Consider the following 23,132-nt stretch of genomic DNA (forward strand, 5'->3'; position numbering starts at 1 on the left):
TGTGCATCACGCGCCTAACAATTCGTTCAAGCCGAGCCCGCTTCGCGGTCTCGGACCAGCCGAATCGCATCGGGCGGGCCGGCTTAACTCAGGCGTTAGCGCCTTATTCCATGAAGAAAGCATTCATCGCAGCCGCACTACTGATCGCAAGCGCAGCTTCTGCGCAGGCGCCGTCGTCCGCGACAAAACAGGAAGTCGCCCAGCTGTTCGCAGCACTGCGACAGTCAAATTGTGAGTTCTCGCGCAATGGCTCTTGGTACAACGCCCAGAAAGCCAGCGACCACCTGCAACGGAAGTACGATTACCTGCTAAAGAAGGGCTTGGTCACATCCACGGAATCATTCATCGAGCTAGCGGCCACCAAGAGCAGCATGTCGGGGAAGCCTTACCAAGTACGCTGCGGCAAGACACCTCCGGTATCCAGCCAATATTGGTTCACTAGCAAGCTCAATGCACTTCGTAGTTCTGGCCGGCGCTAACAATTCGTTCAAGCCGAGCCCGCTTCGCGGTCTCGGACCGACCGGAACCGCATCGGGCGGGCCGGCTTAACTCAGGCGTTAGGCGGCTACCAAATCCACTCGCACCCTGAAGCCAAGAGCAGTTGCTGCTCTGGTCATAGTTTCAAGTGTCAATCCGGTATCAGTCGCATCGAGCATTCGATCCACAACCGTCCGACTCGTGTGCATACGCTTGGCCAATGCGCTTTTGTTCACGCCAGTTGTTTGCATCGCTTGCTCAATTTGCCATGCAATCACGCGCTTAACGGCAATCGCAGTCGCCTCTTCAAGCTCGCCCTGCTCTGCCAAGAAAACGTCAAAGTCGCTGCCAATGTGCTTGTTCTTGCTCATGCCCTCACCTCTTTCATGCGGAGTACTGCCAAAGCGAGATCCGCCTTTGGTGTCGCTTGCGTCTTCTTTACAAAGCCGTGCAACAACACCATGTCTGCGCCAACCACTGTGAAAAGCACGCGGGCAATTCCCTCAGGGATACTGCTGCGCACTTCCCACAGGCCAGGTTCCATCTTGCGTACAACCGGCATTCCGACCGGCCAGCCAAACTGAACTGTCTTGATGTCCGCACCAATCGCTTTCCTCGCACCAAGCGAGACTTGCTCTATCAGCCAATCGCGGACAGGCTCTTTGCCTGTTGTCGTAGAGTAGAAACGCACAGACAAGATTGGTGGCATGCGCGAATCGTACTTAAATAAGTGCAATTGTCAAGCGCCGCCGCCTAACAATTCGTTCAAGCCGAGCCCGCTTCGCGGTCTCGGACCGACCGGAACCGCATCGGGCGGGCCGGCTTAACTCAGGCGTTAGGTCTTTGCCCCGGTCACTTGCGCACTCCAAAGTGATACTGTAGTGTCACTTTCATGCGCACTGAACTCGTCACAACTCTGAAGCGGCAGGCCACTGAACTCCTCTCAGATATTGAGCGGGATAAAGAGCCAATTCTCATTACCCAGCATGGCCTGCCAAGCGCCTATCTCCTGGATGTTGAGACTTATCAGCTCATGCAACAGCGCATGGCCATCCTTGAAGGCATTGCCCGCGGAGAGCAAGCCCTAGCAGAAGGCCGTGTGGCAACTCATACGCAAGCAAAGAAGCGTCTCGCCAGATGGCTGAAATAGTCTGGTCAGAGCCCGCTCTCGCGGATCTTGACGCAATTGCCGACTACATCGCACTGGAGAACCCAGTTGCGGCGTCTGAGCTAGTCAAGCGCATCTTTGGCCACATCGAACAGCTCGTGAATCACCCTGAGAGCGGGAGTCGCCCGCAAGAGCTTGGGAAATCGCGCTACCGTCAGATCGTGGAGCCGCCCTGCCACGTCTTCTACCGTTATGACGGGCACAAGGTTTTCATCCTGCACGTCATGCGTTCGGAACGATTGCTCCGCAAGGGCCAGCTTGCCAAGCGCTCCAAGCAAGCAAAGACCTAACAATTCGTTCAAGCCGAGACCGCTTCGCGGCCTCGGCGTGGCGTCGTAGACTGTGCCATCGCCGCGGCCGCAAATCGGCCCGGCTTAACTCAGGCGTTAGGCGGCGCCAGACAAAAAGATCTGGTAGTCGTGAGTAGACACATCACACGCCATCGTGGTTTGTGGTTCTCGTCGGCCACATACTCCGTGCAGCCTCAAAGCGGCTGCACTCCGTCTGCGGTCGAAGGTTCGGGTCAACAGCATTGCAGGCGCACAGAACCAGTTCTGTGCAGCTGGCCGGGATTCGATCGCAGTCTTGTGAAAAATTCACAGTGCCCAGCAAAAGCATCGCTGGTCAGCCGCCTAACAATTCGCTCAAGCCGACTCCGCTTCGTTCCGGTCACGCCGTGGCAGAAAAAGCTTGCCACGGCGTGACCTCCACTACACTACGCGTCTTAGCTCAGGCGTTAGCGCGCAGGTTGTCGTAGGCCTGGTTCAAGAATTGATTGAGTCATCGGTCGCAGCCAACTGATTCTGTAAATTTTTCACAGAATCCGCTCTTCGAAAATTTTTTCTCGCAAGAGCGGTTCTCGGTGCGGAGGCTTTGGCGGTTCCAGACGCCCCGCTCGTCCGCAGATCACGTCGCATGTCGATTGCCAATAGCAACACAGCGCGCTAACAATTCGTTCAAGCCGAGCCCGCTTCGCGGTCTCGGTCACACCGGGTCGCATCGGGCGGGCCGGCTTAACTCAGGCGTTAGGTGGCTGCCAACCAACTTCGCAATCACGCCATTCGGAGCACACAAGACACGGCCACGCTAGGGAAACACCCTAGGAGAACGCCTGATGCACAACGTGCTCTTTGTTTTGATTTGGCCGCTCACACTTATCTGCCCGTTCCTTCCAAGACGAAGTATCGCAACCGGCCTATTTATCTTCGTAGCATGCCAAGTAGTTCTTTGGTTCTCTACGATTTCAGCAATGAGCAGTCCAGCGTGGGATGACAGTGCAGGAGATATGCTAATCCCTTTTGTGATCTTGCTTCCATCTGCAGTATTCGCGTTCCTGCTCATAGTGCGCGGTCTCTTCATATCCGCTAGCTACGCAATAGACAAGCTGGCGGAGTCGAGCGAAGACGCCACCTAACAATTCATTCAAGCCGACACCGCTTCGCGGCGTCGGCAAAGGCCGCTAAGATCGTGCCTTACCGGCGCCGCAAAGCGGTGCGTCTTAATTCAGGCGTTAGAACGAGCTGGGGGAGCTCATGGCAATCGTAGAAATCCCACGCGAGACTGATCGCTTCGTACTGCACTTTGATACTGATCGCAAAGAGATCAATGCATATGCATTGGCCACATCACTTGTCGGCTTGGCAAATGCGATCAAAGAAGCCAACTCAATCGTTAATCCTGGACACTCGATTGAGGTCGTAGTTGAACGACTGGACGACGGTAGCTTTCGAGCCACGATCAAGACGATCGTAAAGAAAGCCAAGAACATCTTTTCCCATGAAGCGTCTAAAGCGATCATCTATGGGCTAATCGCCACGTGGATCTACGATCAGACGCTGGGTGCTGACAAGCAACCAACCATCATCGTCAATGATGGCTCCGTAGAGATCCGATCAGGCGACACGATCATCATCGTTCCGCGCGAGGTCTATGAAGCCAAGAAGGCCGTGGAAAGGTCGCAGCGCTTCGAGAACTCAATGGGTCAGGTTTTTAGCGGCGCAATGCTGGACCGCGACGTTTCGGGGCTCAAGATTACACCGACTGGCAACTGGCCAACGCTTCCGGCAATTCCAAGAAGTCAGTTCAAGGCGCTAATTGAGCGTCACTCACCAGACGATGCAAACACCATCATTGAGGACGCTCATTTGGAGATCTCAAGGGCAATTCTCGCCCGTGGTCGACGTAAGTGGGAGTTCTACTGGCGTGGCATCCGCATTGCAGCGCCCGTTCTAGACGAGTCATTCTTCGACGACTTCTTTGCACACTCAATCACAATCGCCCCGGGTGACGTGTTACATGCCGCTCTGAAGATTCATCGGCGGCCAGACCCCGATAGCGGCATCATGATCAACGTCAAGTATGAAGTTGTGCAGGTCTACAACCATGAGCCCAGACAAACGCAGAGCTCGTTCTAACAATTCGTTCAAGCCGACACCGCTTCGCGGCGTCGTGATAGGTTCTCGTTATTGAACCAACACGCCGCCGCAAAGCGGTGCGTCTTAACTCAGGCGTTAGCTGGGTGCAGACAGGCGTTCAGTAGGTCAAGGCTAAGAGCCCGCAGTTCGCACGGTTGCTCTTCAAAAGTTTTGGCTTGTTTTAACCATCAGATTCGCAAGAGCGGCTTGCCGGCCTGGACCAAAGGCAATGCCGGACTCTTTACGTGACTTGGAGTAGAGCCAGCAGGCGTGGCTCCTCGGCTGCCAACCCAACTAACAATTCGTCCAAGCCGACACCGCTTCGCGGCGTCGGCAGACTCCCGCTAAGATTGTGACTCTGCCGCCGCCGCAAATCGGCGCGGCTTAACTCAGGCGTTAGCGCGCAGAAGAAATAGATTTCAGCAAAGAGCTTTTCTTCCGCCAAACCCAAAGAGCTTCCCTGATCCAGTCTCGCCCGCGCTCCGGCATATCGCGGACCTGATACGCCTCCGCGCGGTGACAGAGGTCTTGGCGTCAAGCCAAACCGTCTTTCCTGGTACCCGGCATCAAAAGCCGGCTTCAGCGCGCTAACAATTCGCTCAAGCCGAGCCCGCTTCGCGGCCTCGGCGCGGTGTGGCAAGCTTGTACACCTCGCCGTGGCCGCAAAGCGGCCCGGCTTAGCTCAGGCGTTAGGTGCGCAAGAAGTGGCTTCATCGTCGCCACACATTGCTAGCGCACGGTTCCTCAACGCTCGCCCAGGGGACTCGCCATGTTCAAGGAATTCGGACTGCTGTATCGCCCAACGTCAATCGCTGGCTGGGTAATCACAACCCTCGCCTTCGCTTTCTGTGTGCACATCTTTCTGTTCATCGACAGTCGATCGCACTCGAATACAGACACGTTGTACGGCATCTTTCCATACGTGGTTCCCACCCTGCTTGGGCTCTACGTCCTTGCCATGCGTACCAGTCAGCCAAGTCGCTGAGCGGCGCACCTAACAATTCGTTCAAGCCGAGCCCGCTTCGCGGCCTCGGCAGAGCGTCGTAAGATTGTCACTCTGCCGTGGCCGCAAAGCGGGCCGGCTTAACTCAGGCGTTAGCCAGCATGAAAATCGTCGTCGCGCTTCTAGTAATAGCTGCCATCGTGCTTGTCGCCCTCTCTTTCCAAAGTCGCGCGGCAAAACGTGATCTCATCTGGGACATTGGGCATCGGAAGCCGCTTGACCCGGAAAAAGAATACAAATTCACTTTCCGAATCACGTTCCAAAACAAGGAACAGGCTGATCAATGTGCCTCAACGGAGGTCACAGGCTTCTCTTCGAATGTTGAGGCCACCCCTAACGGTGAACGTTGGGCTGCAATCTGGACTGGAACAATGAAGGCTGAACCCACAATGTTCCGCAATGTCTTACAAGCCATCAGATCAGCTGGGCAATCCAGTGCTGCCAAAGATTCAGAACCTCTTATAACAGCTAGCGACCCAGGCTCAGGTGTTGGAATCCTAGTTGATGCTGCTGGCTAACAATTCGTTCAAGCCGAGCCCGCTTCGCGGTCTCGGACGTAACCGGTTCGCATCGGGCGGGCCGGCTTAACTCAGGCGTTAGGGCGCAAATGTTAGAAATTCGCCATTGCGGAGAATGCAACATCGAGCTCTCGGAGGATCCGTCAGCCGAACGGCTCCCTTGCCCGGAGTGTGGAGCGCTCAATAGAAAATTTCTTGAGGTTCTCCAGGACTCACTAGTCGCCCACACTGGCTATCGTGTCAAACACAAACGCCCCGGCGTCAAACGGCCGCTAGCTGAAGAACGGGATCAGCTCAGCTACTTCGTTCGTGACAACGAATGGCACCGGCGCTACATGCTCGTTGATCGCATTAATGATCTATACGTAGAAAAAATTACTCGAGTTCGTACAGGTGAAGTCGTCCGCCACGTGGAAGAGAAGTTGTCGGACCACCTCGGCCATGGTGACGACAAGAGGAATCGCGGCGCGCCCTAACAATTCGTTCAAGCCGAGCCCGCTTCGCGGTCTCGTCGCGGTCTCACTCGCCGGACGCGGGCCGGCTTAACTCAGGCGTTAGGCGGCGCTAGGCCAAAATCTTTTCAACGTGAAGATGGCCTTCTCATGCAACAGCGCACTTCGCATGTCTCGTCGGCCACATACTCCGTGCAGCCTGAGAGCGGCTGCACTCCGTCTGCGGTCGCGTGTTCTGGCAAACAGCATTGCGGCGCACAGAACCAGTTCTGTGCAGCTGGCCGAGATTCGATCGCAGTCTTGTGAAAAATTCACAGTGCCCAGCAAAAGCATCGCTGGTCAGCCGCCTAACAATTCGCTCAAGCCGACTCCGCTTCGTTCCGGCCACGCCGTGGCAGGAAGAGCTTGCCACGGCGTGGCCTCCACTACACTACGCGTCTTAGCTCAGGCGTTAGGCGGCGCCAGGCCAAGATCTTTTCAACGTGAAGACGGCCTTCTCATGCTGCAGCGCACATCGCAGTTCTCGTCGGCCACATACTCCGTGCAGCCTGAGAGCGGCTGCACTCCGTCTGCGGTTGTGGCTTCTCGGGAACAGCATTGCAGGCGCACAGAACCAGTTCTGTGCAGCTGGCCGAGATTCGATCGCAGTCTTGTGAAAAATTCACAGTGCCCAGCAAAAGCATCGCTGGTCAGCCGCCTAACAATTCGCTCAAGCCGACTCCGCTTCGTTCCGGCCACGCCGTGCTTGCCACGGCGTGACCTCCACTACACTACGCGTCTTAGCTCAGGCGTTAGGGCCCGCGACAACCGCATGCAACTGATCTACTCCACGAGCGACCTAAATTTCGCCAATCGGCTAGCCCGTCAACTCAATGAGCAGGGCGTCGAAACTCACGTATCGAACTCCCACTCCTCAAGATTGGCGGGATTTGGCGCTAGCTTCACGCCTGGCTTTGTTGGCGTCTGGGTCATTCATGAGATTGATCTCCCTGTCGCACATGAAGTCCTGATCGCCAAGGGACTCATTCGCACACCCAATGACCAAAGCCCTGTGTCTGCTCCGAGTAAGCAGGGGCTCGCGTTCCTCCTGGCTGCAATTGTAGTTGTCGTAATTGGGCTGCTTATACTCGGCGGGCCCTAACAATTCGTTCAAGCCGAGACCGCTTCGCGGCTCGGCTGCATGGTGACGTGTACCACTCCGCCGTTCCGCGCAGCGGTCCGGCTTAACTCAGGCGTTAGGCGGCTAATACAGGTGATCGCATGATGTTCATGATCGGCCAGGGGGAGCGCACAGTTCCTGTTGGCCCACCAGAGCCACAGCATTGCCCTCGCTGTGAGGAGGTCACTGACTTCCAGCCGCAGCTCAAGTACAAATTCGGCCAGTTCGACCTGCTTTTCGGCTTTGTGTACGACAAGCGGTATCAACTCACTTGTCCTGAATGCAATCACGGCTGGCATCTGGACAAGCGATCCATGGAACAGAATATTGGCAAGCTGCCAATTCCCTTCCACATACGCTTCGGCTTTGTGATCCTGCTCGGCCTAGCTGCCGCGCTCGGGGCGGCATATATGGTCACGCATGCCGCCGCCTAACAATTCGTTCAAGCCGAGCCCGCTTCGCGGTCTCGGACCGACCGGAACCGCATCGGGCGGGCCGGCTTAACTCAGGCGTTAGGCGGCACTTGGAGTCAAATGCACCCTCTCGTACTAGCACTCTCATTTCTCTGCGTGGCCAGCTTCAAGTTTTTCGCGGCCATGTCAGAGAACGCATTTGTCCCAGCCGCACTCATGTTCGCTGCCATGTTTGGAGCGCCTCAATTGATCTGGCTATGGTTCTTGCGCAAGGGACCGATAAATGACGACCAGACCAGAGTAGCTCACTTTACGCTAGCAGCGTTTGTGTTCTCTTCAATCCTCTTCGGCTACTTCCCTGGCGTGTCGCGTCCGACATGGGGCGGAGAAGGTCATTTTGAAGTTCCGGCCGCCTTTCTCCTTGAGGGGCTTATTACAATTATTGGTGTCGTCGTATTTGTTGCTCGTGGAAAAGGGGCAAATACGGGTGCCGCCTAACAATTCGTTCAAGCCGAGCCCGCTTCGCGGCCTCGGCAGAGCGTCGTAGGATTGTCACTCTGCCGTGGCCGCAAAGCGGCCCGGCTTAACTCAGGCGTTAGCCGCTACTCCGGGCCCTCTTGCACGGTTGAATGCATTGTAATACATTGCATTCAAATCGCCTGGAGGACTCCCCATGACAGTCACAACCGTACGCCTCCAACCCGAGGTCGAAAGCGGCCTCGAGGCAATGGCTGACAAGCTTCATCGCAGCAAGAACTGGCTCGTAAATCAGGCCATTCGTGAGTTCGTGGCACGTCAAGAACTTGAACTGTCGCGATGGAATGAAACATTGACTGCCATGAGTTCTGTTGCACAAGGCAAGGTCGTCTCAGGACAAGCCGTCCACGCATGGTTGGAATCCTGGGGCAACGCTAATGAACTGCCACCTCCCAAGGTTGGGCAGTGAAGCTCTCCTACTCCCAAGAAGCCGTAAACGACCTCATTCGTTTACGCGAGTTCATTGCCACTCATGACCCTGCTGCAGCGGCCCGCATTGCCGCCGATTTGATCTCGCGCATCGATCACTTGTGCAAGTTCCCTGAGATCGGAAGAAACGTTGCTGAGGCACCGCAGCCGGATAGAGTTCGTGACCTCATCATCGGCAAGTATGTTGTTCGTTACTCCGTCCATGATCATGCGCTAGTGATCCTGCGCATCTGGCATCACTTTGAAAATCGCTAAGTAGCAGCTAACAATTCGTTCAAGCCGAGCCCGCTTCGCGGTCTCGGACGTAACCGGGCCGCATCGGGCGGGCCGGCTTAACTCAGGCGTTAGGCGCAGACACACAAAAGGGGGAAGCCATTGAAAAGCTAAGCACTAGCGAATGGATTGCCGTAATTGGCGGAATAATTGCGCTGCTCGCGTTCTTTACAACGGTGTGGCAGGCACATCTAACACGCACACACAATCACCTATCCTCGCGCCCTGTTCTCGATATCGAGATTCATTGCCAACCAGATAAAACGATCGGATTTCTTGTAGCCAACTGCGGACCAGGCCCTGCATTCGTCGAAAGCGCAGTAGCCACTTTCCGAAAAGTAACTTACTCGCTTTGTGTTGAGGAAGAGTTCGCAAAACTTAATGTTGCTCTTGGCAAGGCGGGACTGAAGGCAAAACAAATCAACATGGCAATTCCATCAGCCAACTCAGTTATTCCGTCAGGGATGAAATATCCGCTATTTGTAATCAGAGACTCTGAAAACAGAGATCAAATACGCGGGCGGTTCGACTCACTATCAAAAGAGATCAGCCTTACCATCGCGTACAAGTCGCTGTACGAGCACACATATAAGACAGTGCACGACGTGCCTGTGGCAACCTGCGCCTAACAATTCGTTCAAGCCGAGCCCGCTTCGCGGCCTCGGCGCCGGCTTGTGTGATTGAACCATCGCCAAGGCCGCGCAGCGGCCCGGCTTAACTCAGGCGTTAGGTTGCAGACAAACAGATGCGCATTCCCACCTTGATTCTGACGCTTCTCGTTGCAGCTTCTGCCGCCGCTGCAGAACGTGACTTTTCTGGTCAATGGACTATTGATATCCGATCTCCAGAGGCAGTCAAACAAAACAAAGATTGCGGCTTTGCTTCATTTGACTTGAAGCAGGTCGGAGACAGAATTACCGGCACGCATACATTTGCGACAAGTGGTTGCGGCCGTATCAACGACAGCGGGCCAGTCACAGGAATCCTCGTCAGCCCAAAGAAAGCCGTACTTATCGTAACTAGCGCAAGAAACGGCGACATCGCTTATGGCATTGCAATTCTTTTGCCTGACCATGATCTCGACTGGAAAACGATTGAATATGTGCGTGAATCAGGCGGAGACTCGCCATTGATTCTTGGGAAAGGGCGCTTGCATCCCGGCAAATAAGGCAGCAACCTAACAATTCGTTCAAGCCGAGCCCGCTTCGCGGTCTCGGGCCAGCCGAGTCGCCTTCGGGCGGGCCGGCTTAACTCAGGCGTTAGGCCTCATATGAAGAATCCAGAGTGGACGAGCAAGGGCAAATCGATTTCCCAACTCATTGAGGAGCTACGCACCTTTGAGAACCAAGATCTTGAAGTTCGCATATCGCTGGATAACGGTGAGACTTCATTCCCCATCTCCCTTGTAGCCAAGCGGAACAACAACTACGCAGTGCTGACGAACTGCCAAGATGAGCCAACACCCGTACACCACAAGATCCTGCCATCAAATATGAGGGGCACTTGAGGCGCAGTTTGCAATCGCCTGAGGCCTAACAATTCGTTCAAGCCGAGCCCGCTTCGCGGTCTCGGACCGACCGGTTCTGCTTCGGGCGGGCCGGCTTAACTCAGGCGTTAGGCATCACATGAAGCCGATTGGCAAACTTGCAGGAAAGCAGTTGAACTCGGTTGAATCGTGGGAAGGATGCCCGTGCGTAATGCAGTTTGAGGACAACTATAAGCTCTACATTGAAAGCCTCTGGCGCCTCGGCAACAACAAATCCCTGTTGCTCACCAGCGAGGATGACAGACAGACATACGGACTTGAAGCTGCTATCGACGCAATCGCACAGTTGCGAGAGAGGTTACAAAGCCAGCGCGTCTCTCATGCCATCGCAAACGAGCTGACCGGAGATTTAACTTTGATCTTTTCACCATCAAATCTACGGTTTGAAGTGATTAGCAGTTCAACCGGATTTGAGGCTTGGCAGATCTATAAGGGAACTGACATCAGGTATGTGGCTGTTGGCGGCGGCCAGATCAAAGAATGGCCGTGATGCCTAACAATTCGTTCAAGCCGAGACCGCTTCGCGGTCTCGCGCGTGATTCACTCGCCGGCTGCGGTCCGGGTTAACTCAGGCGTTAGGTCTTTGCTCCGGTCACTTGCGCACTCCATAGTGATACTGTAGTGTCACTTCATGCGCACCGAACTCGTCACGACTCTCAAACGGCAGGCCACCGAACTTCTCTCAGATATTGAGCGGGATAAAGAGCCCATTCTCATCACCCAGCATGGCCTACCAAGTGCCTACCTCCTGGATGTTGAGACTTACCAGCTCATGCAGCAGCGCATGACCATCCTTGAAGGTATTGCCCGTGGGGAGCAAGCGCTGGCTGAGGGCCGGGTGGCAACCCATACACAAGCTAAGAAGCGCCTTGCCAGATGGCTGAAATAGTCTGGTCAGAACCCGCCCTCGCGGATCTTGACGCAATCGCCGACTACATTGCACTGGAGAACTCAGTTGCAGCGTCAGAGCTGGTCAAGCGCATCTTTGGCCACATCGAACAGCTCGTGGATCACCCTGAGAGCGGGAGTCGCCCGCAAGAGCTTGGGAAATCGCGCTACCGTCAGATCGTGGAGCCGCCTTGCCGCGTGTTCTACCGTTATGACGGGCACAAGGTTTTTATCCTGCACGTCATGCGGTCGGAACGCCTGCTTCGCATGAGCCAGCTTGCCAAACGTTCCAAGCAGGCAAAGACCTAACAAATCGTTCAAGCCGAGCCCGCTTCGCGGTCTCGGACCGACCGGAACCGCATCGGGCGGGCCGGCTTAACTCAGGCGTTAGCTGGGTGCAGACAGGCGTTCAGTAGGTCAAGGCTAAGAGCCCGTAGTTCGCGCGGTTGCTCTTCAAAAATTTTGGCCCTCTTTCGCCATCAGATTCGCAAGAGCGGCTTGCCGGCCTGGACCAAAGGCAATACCGGACGCTTTACGTTGTTCAAGATAGAGCCGCAGGCAAAGTTCCACAGCTGCTTACCCAGCTAACAATTCGTCCAAGCCGACACCGCTTCGCGGCGCCGGCAAAGGCCGCTAAGATCGTGCCTTACCGGCGCCGCAAAGCGGTGCGTCTTAACTCAGGCGTTAGGTCTTGCAAGGAGGGTTTTCGGTGAACCGGGAAGATGCGAACTGTGTCGCTGCCACGCTCTTGATCCAAGAACAGGCCAAGTCAGAACCACTGCGCAAGGCGGGAACTGCAGCGGCCTCAGTTGCCCAAAGAATGCGAACCAGCCTAATAACGCTCATGGCGGCATATGTAGGTTGGCGCATTGCCACTGAGTTTCCTGGCGCCGGGGTTCCGCCTGTACTTGCAGGTGCCCTTCTCGGATTGGTTGCGGGCACCCTAGTTCCGGCACGCAAGACCTAACAATTCGTTCAAGCCGAGCCCGCTTCGCGGTCTCGGACCAGCCGAGTCGCATCGGGCGGGCCGGCTTAACTCAGGCGTTAGCCATGCAAGAAGCAACGCAGAAAAGCATCGGCTTTCCAATTCTGCTTGTCATAAGTGGCTGCATACTTGGCGCCTTCATTTTTGTCCTCAGCTTCGGCCTTTTCATGCCTTTGAGTGCTGCGGTTGTCGGCCTGTCGCTTGTGCTATCCGGGACATGGACTCTTCTGAATAGATCGAGTCGCACTTCCAGAGTGGTGGCGTCAATCTTGATAAGTGCCCCCGTTCTGCTCATCGTTTCACTGATCTTTCGCAGCCAAGCGTTGCATGGCTAACAATTCGTTCAAGCCGAGCCCGCTTCGCGGTCTCGGACCAGCCGAGTCGCATCGGGCGGGCCGGCTTAACTCAGGCGTTAGCTGGGTGCAGACAGGCGTTCAGTAGGTCAAGACTAAGAGCCCGTAGTTCGCGCGGTTGCTCTTCAAAAATTTTGGCCTGTTTTCTCCATCAGATTCGCAAGAGCGGCTTGCCGGCCTGGACCAAAGGGAATTCCGGACTCTTTACGTGACTTGGAGTAGAGCCAGCAGGCGTGGCTCCTCGGCTGCCAACCCAGCTAACAATTCGTCCAAGCCGACACCGCTTCGCGGCGTCGGCAGACTCCCGCTAAGATTGTGACTCTGCCGCCGCCGCAAATCGGCGCGGCTTAACTCAGGCGTTAGGCGGCGCCAGACAAAAAGATCTGGTAGTCGTGAGTAGACACATCACACGCCATCGTGGTTTGTGGTTCTCGTCGGCCACATACTCCGTGCAGCCTGAAAGCGGCTGCACTCCGTCTGCGGTCGAAGGTTCGGGTCAACAGCATTGCAGGCGCACAGAACCAGTTCTGTGCAGCTGGCCGGGATTCGATCGCAGTCTTGTGAAAAATTCACAGTGCCCAGCAAAAGCATCGCTGGTCAGCCGCCTAACAATTCGCTCAAGCCGACTCCGCTTCGTTCCGGTCACGCCGTGGCAGAAAAAGCTTGCCACGGCGTGACCTCCACTACACTACGCGTCTTAGCTCAGGCGTTAGAGGTGGCCAAGCATGGATCGCAAGTTGTATCTCAGTTCGCTGTTTCTCGTCGCCATGAGCGGCGCTTGCCTCGCCGGTGAGAAGAATGGCGAAAACTGGCTAGTTGGCACTTGGGTGCTCTGTGAGGACCCGGACAACAGCCCCAAAGACTCACTTCAGTTCAACGCGGACGGCACCGGTCTCTCTATCCGCTCCAAAGGCAACATCGAGCTTCTTCACAGGCATTCCGGTCAGGACGTCCAGCTTCTGGCAAATGCGAATGGCTACGCTATTCCGATCCAGCTGAAAGCTTCGGAGTCTTTCGACAAGCTGATGCTGTACAGCGAGAAGACCAAGAACACTTCGATCTATGTCCGCGACGACAGTCCGTTGGCCAAGGACTGCAGCGTCAAGTAGCCACCTCTAACAATTCGTTCAAGCCGAGCCCGCTTCGCGGTCTCGGACCAGCCGAGTCGCATCGGGCGGGCCGGCTTAACTCAGGCGTTAGCGCCCGGACCCACTCCCCTCTATACTCCAAACATGAGCCAAAGCCGCCCTGATTTCCTGAGCCTGTCCATTGCAGAGCGCATTCAGCTTGCTGAGGACATTTGGGACAGCATTGCTGCTGAGAATCCTGAATCTGCAGCCCTCACTCCGCTGCAACTTCAGGAGATTCAGGCCAGACTGGATGCACACGACCAAGATCCGTCTACTGCCGTTTCTTGGGAACAAGTCCGAAGTGAACTATTCCAGCGCAGTCACTAATGCGCATCTTCTTTAGGCCAGAGGCTCGTGCAGAGCTTCTTGAAGCACAGGCTTGGTATGAATCTCGCGCTACTGGCCTTGGCCTAGAGTTCGCCCGTGTTGTTGATGCGGCTTTGGCTTCGGCTTCCCGCAATCCAACAGCCTTTGCACAAGTCGCTGGTGCTTGTCGGCGTGTTCTTCTCCGCAAATTTCCGTTCTCGCTCGTTTTCAGAGTGCGCGGTGATGAACTACTTGTAATTGCCGTCTTTCATCATCGCCGAAGTCCAACCATGCTGGATCAACGCACTGGGCGCTAACAATTCGTTCAAGCCGAGCCCGCTTCGCGGTCTCGGACCAGCCGAGTCGCATCGGGCGGGCCGGCTTAACTCAGGCGTTAGGCCGCAGGAACAGTCTTGTCTCGCAACGTTCTTTTCATCTGCACACAGAATCGTCTTCGCAGCCCGACTGCGGAGCACGTGTTCGCTGATTGGCCCGGCATCGAAACCCAATCGGCCGGCCTCGGCAACGGCGTGGCAAATCCTGTGTCGCAGGAGGTTCTGGCTTGGTCAGACCTGATCTTCGTCATGGAGAAAGCTCACCGCAACAAGCTCTCCAAAAAGTTCCGTGCCCATCTAGGTGGTAAGCGCGTTATCTGTCTGGACATCCCAGACGACTACGACTATATGGATCCAGTGCTTGTCCAATTGCTACGCACCAAGGTGACCCGCTTTCTGCCAGTCAATCAGGAAAAGCAGCCAGCGGCCTAACAATTCGTTCAAGCCGAGCCCGCTTCGCGGTCTCGGACCAGCCGAGCCGCATCGGGCGGGCCGGCTTAACTCAGGCGTTAGGCCGCATCAGACATGCTAAAGCTGCTGAAGAACCTATTCACAAAGCCAATCGGCAGCACTGCTAGTCAATGCGTGCCAGCCGAACCGATTGAACATCCCATCCTCGGCTCACTTGTTCCAGACAAGAAATTTCCTGATTCCTTGACGGGCCGCATCAACTATGGAGGGAACTGCATCGAACTACAGGCAACACCGGATGGACAACCAATAGGAATTGCAATTGATCTAGCAATTCGCGCCACAAAAGACATTCAAAAGCTAGATGCATTATGCAAAGGACTCATTGCGGATGATTCATTAGATGGCTACAACAGCGACTGGAGATTCGGCCAAACCGCGCTCGAAGATGGATCATTTAGAAACTTTGAAAAACCACTCCTCACGCGAGAAGAATTTTTCGAGAAATTAATGCTCGAGAACATCGAAGCTTATGGCACCTTGATGCTTGTGCTCACATACAAAGATAACGACATGTTCTGGGGCCATAGTTTCCAGGTGACATTCTTTGACGGGCCAACCTTTGGAGACGCGCATGTGTCAATGGTCGGCTGAAATACGCTCCTGCACAGGGTGTGCAATCCGGCAGCGGCCTAACAATTCGTTCAAGCCGAGCCCGCTTCGCGGTCTCGGACCGACCGGAACCGCATCGGGCGGGCCGGCTTAACTCAGGCGTTAGGCCTCAATGGATAGAGTACGAGCAACGCTGATAGCCACCGCAGATGAGCCAGAGAATCGACTGGCGGCTTTTCAGTGGATCAATAGACACAAAGAGGCACTGAGCTTCGTTTCTGAGAACCTTGGCTGTGGCTGCTGTGTCGACATCTGGAACATTGAAGGTGACAGCCAAGTAATCGGTCAGGTACCGCAGAACTTGCTCGGATCTAGCGCATGGGCCTCCGGACTTGAGGCCTAACAATTCGTTCAAGCCGAGCCCGCTTCGCGGTCTCGGACCGACCGGAGCCGCATCGGGCGGGCCGGCTTAACTCAGGCGTTAGGCCGCTTGTTGCATAGTGCGCAACATGATACATTTCCTGCATGATCAAGACGTTTCGGCATAAAGGCTTGCGGCGCCTGTACGAGACGGGCAGCACATCAGGCGTACAGGCCAGCCACGCCAAGCGATTGAGACTGCAATTGACCGCTCTGGATACTGCCCAATCCATTGAAGACATGGACATCCCCGGGTTTCGCCTACATCCCTTGAAAGGCGAAATGCGAGGTCGCTGGTCAATTACCGTCAACGGCAATTGGCGCATCACGTTCGAGTTCCAAGATGGGAACGCTTACGTGTTGGACTATGAGGACTACCACTAATGGCTATGCACAACCCTCCTCACCCTGGTGAGTTCATCGCTGGCATCTACCTTGAACCCAATGGGATCAGCGGTCGCGTACTGGCGGAAAAGCTCGGCGTTGCGGCCTCTACGCTCAGCCGTGTTCTGAACGGAACCGGTCGTATTTCGCCTGAGATGGCACTGCGTCTTGCCAAGGCGATCGGTCGCTCTCCCGAGAGCTGGCTCGCCATGCAGGATGCGCATGATCTTTGGCTTGCGCGCCAGTCCGTTGACCTGCAAGGCGTAGGTAAGCTCAAGCTCGCGGCGGCCTAACAATTCGTTCAAGCCGAGCCCGCTTCGCGGTCTCGGACCAGCCGAATCGCATCGGGCGGGCCGGCTTAACTCAGGCGTTAGGCCACTCATGGAAAATTCTGGCTCGCCAATCGGTCCATCAGACGCATTCGACATTGTCGGCATCCGCAATGACGGCGGCATAGATGCTGTGATTGTGTGCAGTGGACCGCTCGACAACTCGAGTACAACTCTCCGTGACCTTGCACTCAAGGTGCGGAACTACCTGCGTGAAATCGCTAGTGAAGACTTCATTTCCCAGTGTGGCCCTGGCCATGTCTGCATCTATGTGAGCTGCAGCCACACCGTTTCCACAGAGGCGGATCAACTCATTGCTGACTTGGCCCTTGAAGCGGCTCAGCAGCGTGTGCTCTTGCATTTAGGCGAGCCCGTGGCCTAACAATTCGTTCAAGCCGAGCCCGCTTCGCGGTCTCGGACCAGCCGAGTCGCATCGGGCGGGCCGGCTTAACTCAGACGTTAGACATTGCCAAAAGGGTTCTCGTGAAAGTGATCAACCTACTCGGCATCATTGTCGCCGGCGGTGCGGCGCTAGTCGCTTACGACATCTACAGTTCAAAATCCGCGGAAACGAGCTCGCCGCCGCCACAGGCTGCTCCACGGCGGGTTGTCGTGACCCCCACAGTGGATGACCGCTCTTGGATTAAGCCAAAAGACAACCAGGCGGTCACTTCATCGGCACCACAAACAGCATGTGACGGTCGTACCACCTGCCCTCAAATGAGATCCTGTGAGGAAGCGAAGTACTTCATCCAACACTGCCCAAACACCTCAATGGACGGCGATCGTGACGGCATACCCTGTGAAGAACAGTGGTGCGGCCACTAAGAGCAGGCAATGTCTAACAATTCGTTCAAGCCGAGCCCGCTTCGCGGTCTCGGACCGACCGGAGCCGCATCGGGCGGGCCGGCTTAACTCAGGCGTTAGGCCGCAGAAGTCGGTCTTCAGTGACAAGAGCATATGACTTTGCTCTTTCGGTTCGCGCCTACGCCTACACAGCTCGCCCAAGCTCCGGCATAGCTCAAACCCGCTATGCCTCCGCTTGGGTCGAAGTTCCTCGCGGTCATGACACCCTGCACTTCTGCGGTTTGCAGCAAGAGCATCAGCTTCAGCGGCCTAACAATTCGTTCAAGCCGACACCGCTTCGCGGCGTCGGCAAAGGCTCGTAAGATTGTGCCTCTGCCGCCGCCGCTCTCGGTGCCGGCTTAACTCAGGCGTTAGCTCTATTCCAACAATCAGGAGGCCCCATGAAGAACATCGCAATCATCAGTCTCGTGGTCGCATGTACAGGTTGTGTGTCGAGCTCCGAACTCCGCACCAAGACTCCAACGGTTGTTGTCACGAGCACGAAGGAAGCGCGCGCGGTTGCTGCATGCATCACTGAGGCATGGGAAAAAGGCGGCGTGTTCGGCATGACAATGCCAATTGAGAACAAATTCCTCGCAGACGGCTACTCGGTTGTCTACAAGAACGGACAAACGGTTCAGCTAATGGCAGACGTTCACGAGCTTGAGTCTGGCTCGACAACCAAGTACTACAAAGTTTCCATGGTTGCCGGCGTATCCAAGTTCGAAAAGGCCGTTAAAGACTGCCAATAGAGCTAACAATTCGTTCAAGCCGAGCCCGCTTCGCGGTCTCGGACCGACCGGAACCGCATCGGGCGGGCCGGCTTAACTCAGACGTTAGCTGTCAAAAGAGATGATCGCCAAAAGCAGACCTCTCGGACTCTCAGTCTTGATCTGCCTACTCGGGCTATCGACTATGAGTGCGCTCGTGGTTCTCCTCACAAGACGCGAATTTTTTGTTTCACAATTCCCGGGCGCTACTAATACCATCTGCACGGGCTATGTCTTGGCTGCGCTATTGATACTGTCCGGGCTGGCTGGCTTGTGGCAGCTCAAGCGCTGGTCCGTTTGGGTGCTCGCTGTCGCTACGATTGCAACGCTTGGCCTGGATCAAATCGCAAATGCCCCTACCGCGCACAAGGCTGCAACGGTTGGATCATTGCTGCTGATCATTGCGCTCTCCAAACCTGTATGGCACAAGCTCCGTGTCTGACAGCTAACAATTCGTTCAAGCCGAGCCCGCTTCGCGGTCTCGGACCGACCGGTTCCGCAATGGGCGGGCCGGCTTAACTCAGGCGTTAGCCCTCAACAATGGAACATCGCGCCAATCTACTTTCACGACTGGCTCTGTTTGAGGAGCCATCAGCCCCACTGATTGATGAACTCCGAGCAATGGGCTGGGATTGGCTTGGCGAGCCTCTTCTAGTGCTCACCGAGGAGCACTTCGTCAGAATCATGGACAGGTTTCTCGTCGGCCAACTCACAGCGGATCAAGTCGTTGAGTGGGCAGAGAATCTGGAACAACGGGAAGATGTAGGGTTTTCGCAAGACAAGCCGGAAGCGCTTGATGAATTGCTCTTTTGCCTAGCTAATCCAGATATCAATTACGCAATCACACCGCAGAATATTGAGCAGCTAAAGCGTGATATCGCAGAGGGCTAACAATTCGTTCAAGCCGAGCCCGCTTCGCGGTCTCGGACCGACCGGAACCGCATCGGGCGGGCCGGCTTAACTCAGGCGTTAGCTGCGGTCAGTAGTGGTATCGCAGTTGTGCAATGAGAACTTCGTCACCTGCAGCCTTGTAGACGATTCTGTGCTCGTCATTGATTCGCCTCGACCAATAGCCGGATAACGCATGCTTAAGCGGCTCCGGCTTTCCCGTCCCTGTATGCGGCGTTCTCGTGATCTCTTTGATCAGGTCGTTAATCCGCCGCACCAGCTTCTTATCGGTCTTCTGCCAATACAGGTAGTCTTCCCAAGCTTGCTCGGAAAAAATGAGCTTCACTCGGCAAGACTCCTCGCCCGACCATTGCCCGATTCAAGCGAGGCAATGCTCTCAAGCAAACGCCTGGCATTCTTCGGGCTCCTGAGAAGGTAGGAAGTCTCCTCGAGCGCCTTGAAGTCTTCGAGCGACATCATCACCACCGCCTGCTCACCATTTCGGGTAATGATGATCGGCTCGTGGTCTTCACAGACACGATCCATAGTATCGGCCAGATTGGCGCGAGCGGTGCTGTAGGTGATTGCGTCCATCGGGAGACTCCTTATGTACAGATATTTGTACAACTGAAGAGTTGCCATGTCAAGCCCCGCAGCTAACAATTCGTTCAAGCCGAGCCCGCTTCGCGGTCTCGGACCGACCGGAACCGCATCGGGCGGGCCGGCTTAACTCAGGCGTTAGGCGGCAAAGGAGAGTTCAATGAACCCCGTTGTTCTTGGCCTCGTCGGCGGTACGGCATTCGGCATCATTGCCGTTCTGCTCATGCTGCCACTGTCATTCCCGGACAAGCGCACCGCTCTTATTGCAGCATTCTGCAGCCGCTTCTCAATCGGCCTCCTCATTCCGGTGTGCAATCTGCCATTGCCTCCTGTTGCCGCGGGCGTTGTGGTCGGGGCGCTTATCAGTCTTTCGGACGCAGTTGTGACCAAGGCTTACGTACCAATCATGGTGACCGGGGCATTAGGCGGTGGCATTCTGGGGTGGGTGGCAGGTCGGTTTGCCGCCTAACAATTCGTTCAAGCCGAGCCCGCTTCGCGGGCTCGTCGCAGTCTCACTCGCCGGACGCGGGCCGGCTTAACTCAGGCGTTAGGGTGCACAAAGCATGCTCGGATTCTTGAAGCGCCTCGCCATTGAATTCAGTAAAGCCATTCTTGCAATTGTTGTTCTGTTCGCAATTTTCGCTGGCTACGGCTTTTTCGCAGAGAGATCTGCCAAAAAGAAGGCCGCTGCTATTTGCGCTTCCATTACGCCGGGCCAGAACCCCGCACCGCTGCGAGATCAAGCTCTCGCAGACGGCGCCAGTGACTTTCAGACTCGTTGGGGAAAGGCTGACGGTATGGATACATTGTTCATCACCTACGTCGGCCTTCCGCCGTTCTCCAGGCACATGTGCTTTGTCCGAGCAAAAGATGGCAAGGTGGTCTCGGCCAAGTTGGCGTACCTTGACTGAGGTGCGCCCTAACAATTCGTTCAAGCCGAGCCCGCTTCGCGGTCTCGGACCAGCCGAGTCGCATCGGGCGGGCCGGCTTAACTCAGGCGTTAGGCCGCAGAAGACAGGCGCTCAGGTAAAGAGCTCTTAAAGAATTTTTTGCCGCCAGTGGCTTGCCCTGCTCTTGAACAGCCTCGCCCGCGGCTCCGGCATAACTGAAACCCGTTATGCCTCCGCCCGGTTGCGGGTTCACGTGATCAAAGGCAATCTGAAGTCCTGGTGTTCGGCAGCAAAGAGCCACGGCTTCAGCGGCCTAACAATTCGTTCAAGCCGAGCCCGCTTCGCGGTCTCGGACCAGCCGAGTCGCATCGGGCGGGCCGGCTTAACTCAGGCGTTAGACCTTGCTTAAAGCAATATCGCTACTTGCCACTGTTGTTCTTGTCGGGTGCGCACAACCTGCGCAGCGGGAACGAGATCTATCGCAAATCGTTCTTTCAGACACGGAGCTTGCGGCATGCAAAGCTAAGGGCGGCCGGCCTGAGCAGGCTCAGTACACGGTGCAAACATGTGTTTGGCCCACCACTGACTCAGGCAACTCGTGCATGGACCGTTCGGAGTGCCAAGGGTGGTGCGAGGCTCCACGGGGCACTCGCCAAGGCGTGAAAGTTGTCGGGACATGCTCTCAGGAAGCCTCTGGCAGAACGATCGGCTGCTTCAACCATGTACAAAACGGAAAAGCGACCGGCGAGTGGTGCTTCCACTAAGCAAGGGGTGAATTAACACCCCAAGTGCAACACCCCTGAGAGTTGGCACATGCGCTGGATTGGCGTCTGGAAGCCATAACGTTTCCTTGGTCGTGAGTTGAGTTTAGCGGCCACCTGGTCGCAATCGGATTGCCGCTTGCCGGCGAGGCGCTTGCCCTTCCGGAAGTACTGCCGGATCAGTCCGTTGAAGTTCTCGTTACTCCCCCGCTCCCAGGGATGGTGCGGATAGGCAAAGAAACACCGCACGCCGGTCGCCTCTTCGATCTGCCGGTAACCGTGGAACTCGGTGCCGTTGTCCCAGGTGATCGTCTTGAACGGCAGGCCGCTGCGTTGGATCAGGCCAATCGTGGCCCGGTTCACCGCAAGCACCGTGCGGTGCGGCAGGCGCACGACCTCCGCCCAGCCCGTCGTGCGCTCCACCAAGGTCAGGAGGCAATTGCGTTCGCCTGCCGCGCCCATGACCGTATCGCCTTCCCAGTGTCCGACCTCTTGGCGGAGTTCGATCGCTTCCGGCCGACGATCGATCATCGGCTTGTTGGCCAATTTGCCGCGTTTCTCAGGCCCAGGCGCGCGTTTGCGGCGGCGCCTCCCACCCTGCCTCAAATGCCGGAACAGCATTCCGCCGGCGCGCTGATCGCGCCGCACGTGGCGGTAGATCGTCATGTGGCTCAGGCGCACACCAAGCCGCTCGGGCAACTGGCTGGCAATCTGCTCCGGGCTCCACTGCGCTTCGGCCAGGAGCGCCTCCACCTCGGCGTAGACTTCAGGCGCGTGGTGCTTCACCCGCCGGCTTCGGCGCCTTCGACCGCTCGCCTGCTCCTGGGCCTTGCTGGGGATGTAGAGCGGGTTCGGCTTGCGGTCGTCCACCGTGGCATTGCGCCTTACCTCCCGGCTCAGGGTGCTGGGGCTACGGTTCAGGCGCTTGGCAATACTGCGGAGCGAATACTTGTCCCGCTTGTACGCGGACAAGATGTATCGTTCACCTTCGGTGAGCTGGCGGTACATTGAGGATTGTCTCTTGGCGGAGTGATCCTCTTCAGACTGCCAGCTCACCTCTGCTTCAAGGCTGGCCGCAGGTGTTGCACTTACTTTGTTAACTCGCAAGGTCTAACAATTCGTTCAAGCCGAGCCCGCTTCGCGGTCTCGGGCGTGACCGGGCCGCATCGGGCGGGCCGGCTTAACTCAGGCGTTAGGTTGCACAAGTGAAGATGACAGACAGACCGACCATTAGCACAATCATAGGATTGGCCTTCACTCTTTTCGGCGTACTCGCGCTCATCACAGTGGCGGCCGCAGCTGAACAAGGGGTTCTTTCGGTCAATCCACCCGTGCTACTTCTTCCTTTAGGAATTGGCTTGCTCCGGAACAGCGAGCGCTCCCGTAAGCTCACCGCGATCTTCTTCGCGGCAATGGCACTGGCCTCAGTACTTGCTGCAACATCAGTTCCATTCACCAGGTGGGGCATGAACTACCACTTCAACGAGAGAGCTGGATTCTTGACTGGCGGACCGCTTGCCGCAGCACTCATCGCCTCTTCAATTTTCTTTCTCTTTCTTTATCTAGGCATGACCTCAACCAAGGTCATCCACTTCTACCGCTTTGCATCAAAGCAAAGTGCAACCTAACAATTCGTTCAAGCCAAGCCCGCTTCGCGGTCTCGGACCAGCCGAGTCGCATCGGGCGGGCCGGCTTAACTCAGGCGTTAACTGAAAGCCATATTCCTCTTGGCGTTTCTCGCAGTCTCGATGCCCAGCGTAGCCGGAAAGCCTTCCTCGGCTTTACTGTGCATTACACGGTTAAGAACGCCACAGCCTTCGACGCAAAGCTTGATC

33 protein-coding genes are annotated in these 23,132 nt (G+C 56.1%); 27 read left to right on the top strand and 6 right to left on the bottom strand.

Going from position 1 to position 23,132, the window contains the following annotated elements; translation table 11 throughout:
• Positions 1-110 precede the first annotated feature (110 nt).
• Positions 111-479 (top strand): YfeK family protein, encoded by a 369-nt coding sequence (locus FHQ07_RS03785; RefSeq protein ID WP_139715387.1) that lies wholly within the window; start codon positions 111-113, stop codon positions 477-479.
• Between the two features lie 78 nt (positions 480-557).
• On the opposite strand, the gene FHQ07_RS03790 is transcribed toward FHQ07_RS03785, so the two are convergent.
• A complete protein-coding gene (locus FHQ07_RS03790; protein ID WP_139715421.1) occupies positions 558-848 on the bottom strand; it encodes an XRE family transcriptional regulator in 291 nt (96 codons plus the stop codon).
• Entirely contained in the window at positions 845-1,186 is a 342-nt protein-coding gene (locus tag FHQ07_RS03795; protein WP_139715422.1) for a type II toxin-antitoxin system RelE/ParE family toxin, read from the bottom strand. Before FHQ07_RS03795 ends, FHQ07_RS03790 begins: the two co-directional genes overlap by 4 nt.
• A 183-nt stretch (positions 1,187-1,369) precedes the next feature.
• Between FHQ07_RS03795 and FHQ07_RS03800 the strand changes: the two genes are divergently transcribed.
• The 19 genes from FHQ07_RS03800 (at position 1,370) to FHQ07_RS03900 (ending at position 16,506) form a co-directional block, all read left to right on the top strand.
• Complete coding sequence (locus tag FHQ07_RS03800) at positions 1,370-1,627, top strand: type II toxin-antitoxin system prevent-host-death family antitoxin (RefSeq protein WP_139715423.1); 258 nt, start codon at positions 1,370-1,372, stop codon at positions 1,625-1,627.
• Entirely contained in the window at positions 1,615-1,935 is a 321-nt protein-coding gene (locus FHQ07_RS03805; protein ID WP_139715424.1) for a type II toxin-antitoxin system RelE/ParE family toxin, read from the top strand. Before FHQ07_RS03800 ends, FHQ07_RS03805 begins: the two co-directional genes overlap by 13 nt.
• 1,242 nt (positions 1,936-3,177) lie before the next feature.
• Complete coding sequence (locus FHQ07_RS03810) at positions 3,178-4,059, top strand: LAPAL motif-containing putative phage structural protein (RefSeq protein ID WP_139715425.1); 882 nt, start codon at positions 3,178-3,180, stop codon at positions 4,057-4,059.
• 1,104 nt (positions 4,060-5,163) lie between these two features.
• Positions 5,164-5,580 carry a hypothetical protein gene (locus FHQ07_RS03815; protein ID WP_139715426.1) on the top strand — a complete coding sequence of 139 codons (417 nt, stop codon included), beginning with the start codon at positions 5,164-5,166 and terminating at the stop codon, positions 5,578-5,580.
• A 1,712-nt stretch (positions 5,581-7,292) separates the two neighbouring features.
• A complete protein-coding gene (locus tag FHQ07_RS03825) occupies positions 7,293-7,625 on the top strand; it encodes a hypothetical protein (protein ID WP_338419621.1) in 333 nt (110 codons plus the stop codon).
• 135 nt (positions 7,626-7,760) lie between these two features.
• Positions 7,761-8,102: a hypothetical protein gene (locus FHQ07_RS03830; protein ID WP_139715428.1), complete on the top strand. Its 342-nt coding sequence runs from the start codon at positions 7,761-7,763 to the stop codon at positions 8,100-8,102.
• 175 nt (positions 8,103-8,277) lie between these two features.
• Positions 8,278-8,550, top strand: coding sequence for a CopG family ribbon-helix-helix protein (locus FHQ07_RS03835; protein WP_139715429.1), 273 nt, complete (start codon positions 8,278-8,280; stop codon positions 8,548-8,550).
• On the top strand, positions 8,547-8,825 hold the full coding sequence (locus FHQ07_RS03840) for a type II toxin-antitoxin system RelE/ParE family toxin (protein ID WP_139715430.1): 279 nt from the start codon (positions 8,547-8,549) through the stop codon (positions 8,823-8,825). The genes FHQ07_RS03835 and FHQ07_RS03840 overlap by 4 nt, the downstream gene beginning before the upstream one ends.
• 763 nt (positions 8,826-9,588) lie before the next feature.
• The gene (locus FHQ07_RS03845; RefSeq protein WP_139715374.1) at positions 9,589-10,011 is read left to right on the top strand and encodes a hypothetical protein; all 423 of its coding nucleotides are present in this window, start codon (positions 9,589-9,591) and stop codon (positions 10,009-10,011) included.
• A gap of 457 nt (positions 10,012-10,468) precedes the next feature.
• Positions 10,469-10,879, top strand: a complete 411-nt coding sequence (locus FHQ07_RS03855) for a DUF6188 family protein (RefSeq protein WP_139715432.1) — start codon at positions 10,469-10,471, stop codon at positions 10,877-10,879.
• Positions 10,880-11,020: 141 nt separating this feature from the next.
• Positions 11,021-11,278: a type II toxin-antitoxin system prevent-host-death family antitoxin gene (locus FHQ07_RS03860; RefSeq protein ID WP_139715434.1), complete on the top strand. Its 258-nt coding sequence runs from the start codon at positions 11,021-11,023 to the stop codon at positions 11,276-11,278.
• Complete coding sequence (locus tag FHQ07_RS03865; RefSeq protein ID WP_139715441.1) at positions 11,266-11,586, top strand: type II toxin-antitoxin system RelE/ParE family toxin; 321 nt, start codon at positions 11,266-11,268, stop codon at positions 11,584-11,586. The genes FHQ07_RS03860 and FHQ07_RS03865 overlap by 13 nt, the downstream gene beginning before the upstream one ends.
• 1,754 nt (positions 11,587-13,340) lie before the next feature.
• Positions 13,341-13,724, top strand: a complete 384-nt coding sequence (locus FHQ07_RS03870) for a hypothetical protein (RefSeq protein ID WP_139715443.1) — start codon at positions 13,341-13,343, stop codon at positions 13,722-13,724.
• 123 nt (positions 13,725-13,847) lie between these two features.
• Positions 13,848-14,072 carry an addiction module protein gene (locus tag FHQ07_RS03875; RefSeq protein WP_139715445.1) on the top strand — a complete coding sequence of 75 codons (225 nt, stop codon included), beginning with the start codon at positions 13,848-13,850 and terminating at the stop codon, positions 14,070-14,072.
• Positions 14,072-14,368: a type II toxin-antitoxin system RelE/ParE family toxin gene (locus tag FHQ07_RS14710; RefSeq protein WP_139715446.1), complete on the top strand. Its 297-nt coding sequence runs from the start codon at positions 14,072-14,074 to the stop codon at positions 14,366-14,368. The genes FHQ07_RS03875 and FHQ07_RS14710 overlap by 1 nt, the downstream gene beginning before the upstream one ends.
• 96 nt (positions 14,369-14,464) lie before the next feature.
• The gene (locus FHQ07_RS03885; RefSeq protein ID WP_139715448.1) at positions 14,465-14,818 is read left to right on the top strand and encodes a low molecular weight protein tyrosine phosphatase family protein; all 354 of its coding nucleotides are present in this window, start codon (positions 14,465-14,467) and stop codon (positions 14,816-14,818) included.
• 93 nt (positions 14,819-14,911) lie between these two features.
• On the top strand, positions 14,912-15,451 hold the full coding sequence (locus tag FHQ07_RS03890) for a DUF2262 domain-containing protein (RefSeq protein WP_139715450.1): 540 nt from the start codon (positions 14,912-14,914) through the stop codon (positions 15,449-15,451).
• A gap of 483 nt (positions 15,452-15,934) precedes the next feature.
• Positions 15,935-16,213 carry a type II toxin-antitoxin system RelE/ParE family toxin gene (locus tag FHQ07_RS03895; protein ID WP_139715452.1) on the top strand — a complete coding sequence of 93 codons (279 nt, stop codon included), beginning with the start codon at positions 15,935-15,937 and terminating at the stop codon, positions 16,211-16,213.
• Positions 16,213-16,506: a HigA family addiction module antitoxin gene (locus tag FHQ07_RS03900; RefSeq protein ID WP_139715453.1), complete on the top strand. Its 294-nt coding sequence runs from the start codon at positions 16,213-16,215 to the stop codon at positions 16,504-16,506. The genes FHQ07_RS03895 and FHQ07_RS03900 overlap by 1 nt, the downstream gene beginning before the upstream one ends.
• A gap of 118 nt (positions 16,507-16,624) precedes the next feature.
• On the opposite strand, the gene FHQ07_RS14455 is transcribed toward FHQ07_RS03900, so the two are convergent.
• Positions 16,625-16,903 (bottom strand): hypothetical protein, encoded by a 279-nt coding sequence (locus FHQ07_RS14455; RefSeq protein WP_139715455.1) that lies wholly within the window; start codon positions 16,901-16,903, stop codon positions 16,625-16,627.
• Positions 16,904-17,166: 263 nt separating this feature from the next.
• Here FHQ07_RS14455 and FHQ07_RS14460 point away from each other — a divergent pair, with 263 nt between their 5' ends.
• From FHQ07_RS14460 to FHQ07_RS03925, 4 genes are all read left to right on the top strand, one after another.
• Entirely contained in the window at positions 17,167-17,370 is a 204-nt protein-coding gene (locus FHQ07_RS14460) for an excalibur calcium-binding domain-containing protein (protein ID WP_338419640.1), read from the top strand.
• A gap of 419 nt (positions 17,371-17,789) precedes the next feature.
• Positions 17,790-18,140, top strand: coding sequence for a hypothetical protein (locus FHQ07_RS03915; RefSeq protein ID WP_139715457.1), 351 nt, complete (start codon positions 17,790-17,792; stop codon positions 18,138-18,140).
• A gap of 163 nt (positions 18,141-18,303) precedes the next feature.
• Positions 18,304-18,600, top strand: a complete 297-nt coding sequence (locus FHQ07_RS03920) for a hypothetical protein (RefSeq protein ID WP_139715458.1) — start codon at positions 18,304-18,306, stop codon at positions 18,598-18,600.
• Between the two features lie 98 nt (positions 18,601-18,698).
• Complete coding sequence (locus tag FHQ07_RS03925) at positions 18,699-19,049, top strand: hypothetical protein (RefSeq protein ID WP_139715460.1); 351 nt, start codon at positions 18,699-18,701, stop codon at positions 19,047-19,049.
• Between the two features lie 88 nt (positions 19,050-19,137).
• On the opposite strand, the gene FHQ07_RS03930 is transcribed toward FHQ07_RS03925, so the two are convergent.
• Entirely contained in the window at positions 19,138-19,392 is a 255-nt protein-coding gene (locus tag FHQ07_RS03930) for a Txe/YoeB family addiction module toxin (protein WP_139715462.1), read from the bottom strand.
• On the bottom strand, positions 19,389-19,640 hold the full coding sequence (locus FHQ07_RS03935; protein WP_139715380.1) for a type II toxin-antitoxin system Phd/YefM family antitoxin: 252 nt from the start codon (positions 19,638-19,640) through the stop codon (positions 19,389-19,391). Before FHQ07_RS03935 ends, FHQ07_RS03930 begins: the two co-directional genes overlap by 4 nt.
• Positions 19,641-19,806: 166 nt before the next feature.
• Here FHQ07_RS03935 and FHQ07_RS03940 point away from each other — a divergent pair, with 166 nt between their 5' ends.
• On the top strand, positions 19,807-20,115 hold the full coding sequence (locus FHQ07_RS03940) for a hypothetical protein (protein WP_139715464.1): 309 nt from the start codon (positions 19,807-19,809) through the stop codon (positions 20,113-20,115).
• Between the two features lie 106 nt (positions 20,116-20,221).
• Positions 20,222-20,557 carry a hypothetical protein gene (locus FHQ07_RS03945; RefSeq protein WP_139715465.1) on the top strand — a complete coding sequence of 112 codons (336 nt, stop codon included), beginning with the start codon at positions 20,222-20,224 and terminating at the stop codon, positions 20,555-20,557.
• 755 nt (positions 20,558-21,312) lie between these two features.
• Here FHQ07_RS03945 and FHQ07_RS03950 read toward each other — a convergent pair.
• Positions 21,313-22,305 (bottom strand): IS30 family transposase, encoded by a 993-nt coding sequence (locus FHQ07_RS03950; RefSeq protein WP_139715466.1) that lies wholly within the window; start codon positions 22,303-22,305, stop codon positions 21,313-21,315.
• A 197-nt stretch (positions 22,306-22,502) separates the two neighbouring features.
• Here FHQ07_RS03950 and FHQ07_RS03955 point away from each other — a divergent pair, with 197 nt between their 5' ends.
• Positions 22,503-22,925, top strand: a complete 423-nt coding sequence (locus FHQ07_RS03955; protein WP_139715468.1) for a hypothetical protein — start codon at positions 22,503-22,505, stop codon at positions 22,923-22,925.
• Positions 22,926-23,132: the final 207 nt, after the last annotated feature.

It is taken from the genome of Thermomonas aquatica (assembly GCF_006337105.1).
Lineage (GTDB): Bacteria > Pseudomonadota > Gammaproteobacteria > Xanthomonadales > Xanthomonadaceae > Thermomonas > Thermomonas aquatica.

Coding starts and splice junctions, on each gene's coding strand:
- FHQ07_RS03785 (WP_139715387.1), top strand. CDS start 111: ATGAAGAAAGCATTCATCGCAGCCGCACTACTGATCGCAAGCGCAGCT.
- FHQ07_RS03790 (WP_139715421.1), bottom strand. CDS start 848: ATGAGCAAGAACAAGCACATTGGCAGCGACTTTGACGTTTTCTTGGCA.
- FHQ07_RS03795 (WP_139715422.1), bottom strand. CDS start 1,186: ATGCCACCAATCTTGTCTGTGCGTTTCTACTCTACGACAACAGGCAAA.
- FHQ07_RS03800 (WP_139715423.1), top strand. CDS start 1,370: ATGCGCACTGAACTCGTCACAACTCTGAAGCGGCAGGCCACTGAACTC.
- FHQ07_RS03805 (WP_139715424.1), top strand. CDS start 1,615: ATGGCTGAAATAGTCTGGTCAGAGCCCGCTCTCGCGGATCTTGACGCA.
- FHQ07_RS03810 (WP_139715425.1), top strand. CDS start 3,178: ATGGCAATCGTAGAAATCCCACGCGAGACTGATCGCTTCGTACTGCAC.
- FHQ07_RS03815 (WP_139715426.1), top strand. CDS start 5,164: ATGAAAATCGTCGTCGCGCTTCTAGTAATAGCTGCCATCGTGCTTGTC.
- FHQ07_RS03825 (WP_338419621.1), top strand. CDS start 7,293: ATGATGTTCATGATCGGCCAGGGGGAGCGCACAGTTCCTGTTGGCCCA.
- FHQ07_RS03835 (WP_139715429.1), top strand. CDS start 8,278: ATGACAGTCACAACCGTACGCCTCCAACCCGAGGTCGAAAGCGGCCTC.
- FHQ07_RS03845 (WP_139715374.1), top strand. CDS start 9,589: ATGCGCATTCCCACCTTGATTCTGACGCTTCTCGTTGCAGCTTCTGCC.
- FHQ07_RS03855 (WP_139715432.1), top strand. CDS start 10,469: ATGAAGCCGATTGGCAAACTTGCAGGAAAGCAGTTGAACTCGGTTGAA.
- FHQ07_RS03860 (WP_139715434.1), top strand. CDS start 11,021: ATGCGCACCGAACTCGTCACGACTCTCAAACGGCAGGCCACCGAACTT.
- FHQ07_RS03865 (WP_139715441.1), top strand. CDS start 11,266: ATGGCTGAAATAGTCTGGTCAGAACCCGCCCTCGCGGATCTTGACGCA.
- FHQ07_RS03870 (WP_139715443.1), top strand. CDS start 13,341: ATGGATCGCAAGTTGTATCTCAGTTCGCTGTTTCTCGTCGCCATGAGC.
- FHQ07_RS03875 (WP_139715445.1), top strand. CDS start 13,848: ATGAGCCAAAGCCGCCCTGATTTCCTGAGCCTGTCCATTGCAGAGCGC.
- FHQ07_RS14710 (WP_139715446.1), top strand. CDS start 14,072: ATGCGCATCTTCTTTAGGCCAGAGGCTCGTGCAGAGCTTCTTGAAGCA.
- FHQ07_RS03890 (WP_139715450.1), top strand. CDS start 14,912: ATGCTAAAGCTGCTGAAGAACCTATTCACAAAGCCAATCGGCAGCACT.
- FHQ07_RS03895 (WP_139715452.1), top strand. CDS start 15,935: ATGATCAAGACGTTTCGGCATAAAGGCTTGCGGCGCCTGTACGAGACG.
- FHQ07_RS03900 (WP_139715453.1), top strand. CDS start 16,213: ATGGCTATGCACAACCCTCCTCACCCTGGTGAGTTCATCGCTGGCATC.
- FHQ07_RS14455 (WP_139715455.1), bottom strand. CDS start 16,903: ATGCAAGAGCACACGCTGCTGAGCCGCTTCAAGGGCCAAGTCAGCAAT.
- FHQ07_RS03915 (WP_139715457.1), top strand. CDS start 17,790: ATGAAGAACATCGCAATCATCAGTCTCGTGGTCGCATGTACAGGTTGT.
- FHQ07_RS03920 (WP_139715458.1), top strand. CDS start 18,304: ATGAGTGCGCTCGTGGTTCTCCTCACAAGACGCGAATTTTTTGTTTCA.
- FHQ07_RS03925 (WP_139715460.1), top strand. CDS start 18,699: ATGGAACATCGCGCCAATCTACTTTCACGACTGGCTCTGTTTGAGGAG.
- FHQ07_RS03935 (WP_139715380.1), bottom strand. CDS start 19,640: ATGGACGCAATCACCTACAGCACCGCTCGCGCCAATCTGGCCGATACT.
- FHQ07_RS03940 (WP_139715464.1), top strand. CDS start 19,807: ATGAACCCCGTTGTTCTTGGCCTCGTCGGCGGTACGGCATTCGGCATC.
- FHQ07_RS03950 (WP_139715466.1), bottom strand. CDS start 22,305: ATGTACCGCCAGCTCACCGAAGGTGAACGATACATCTTGTCCGCGTAC.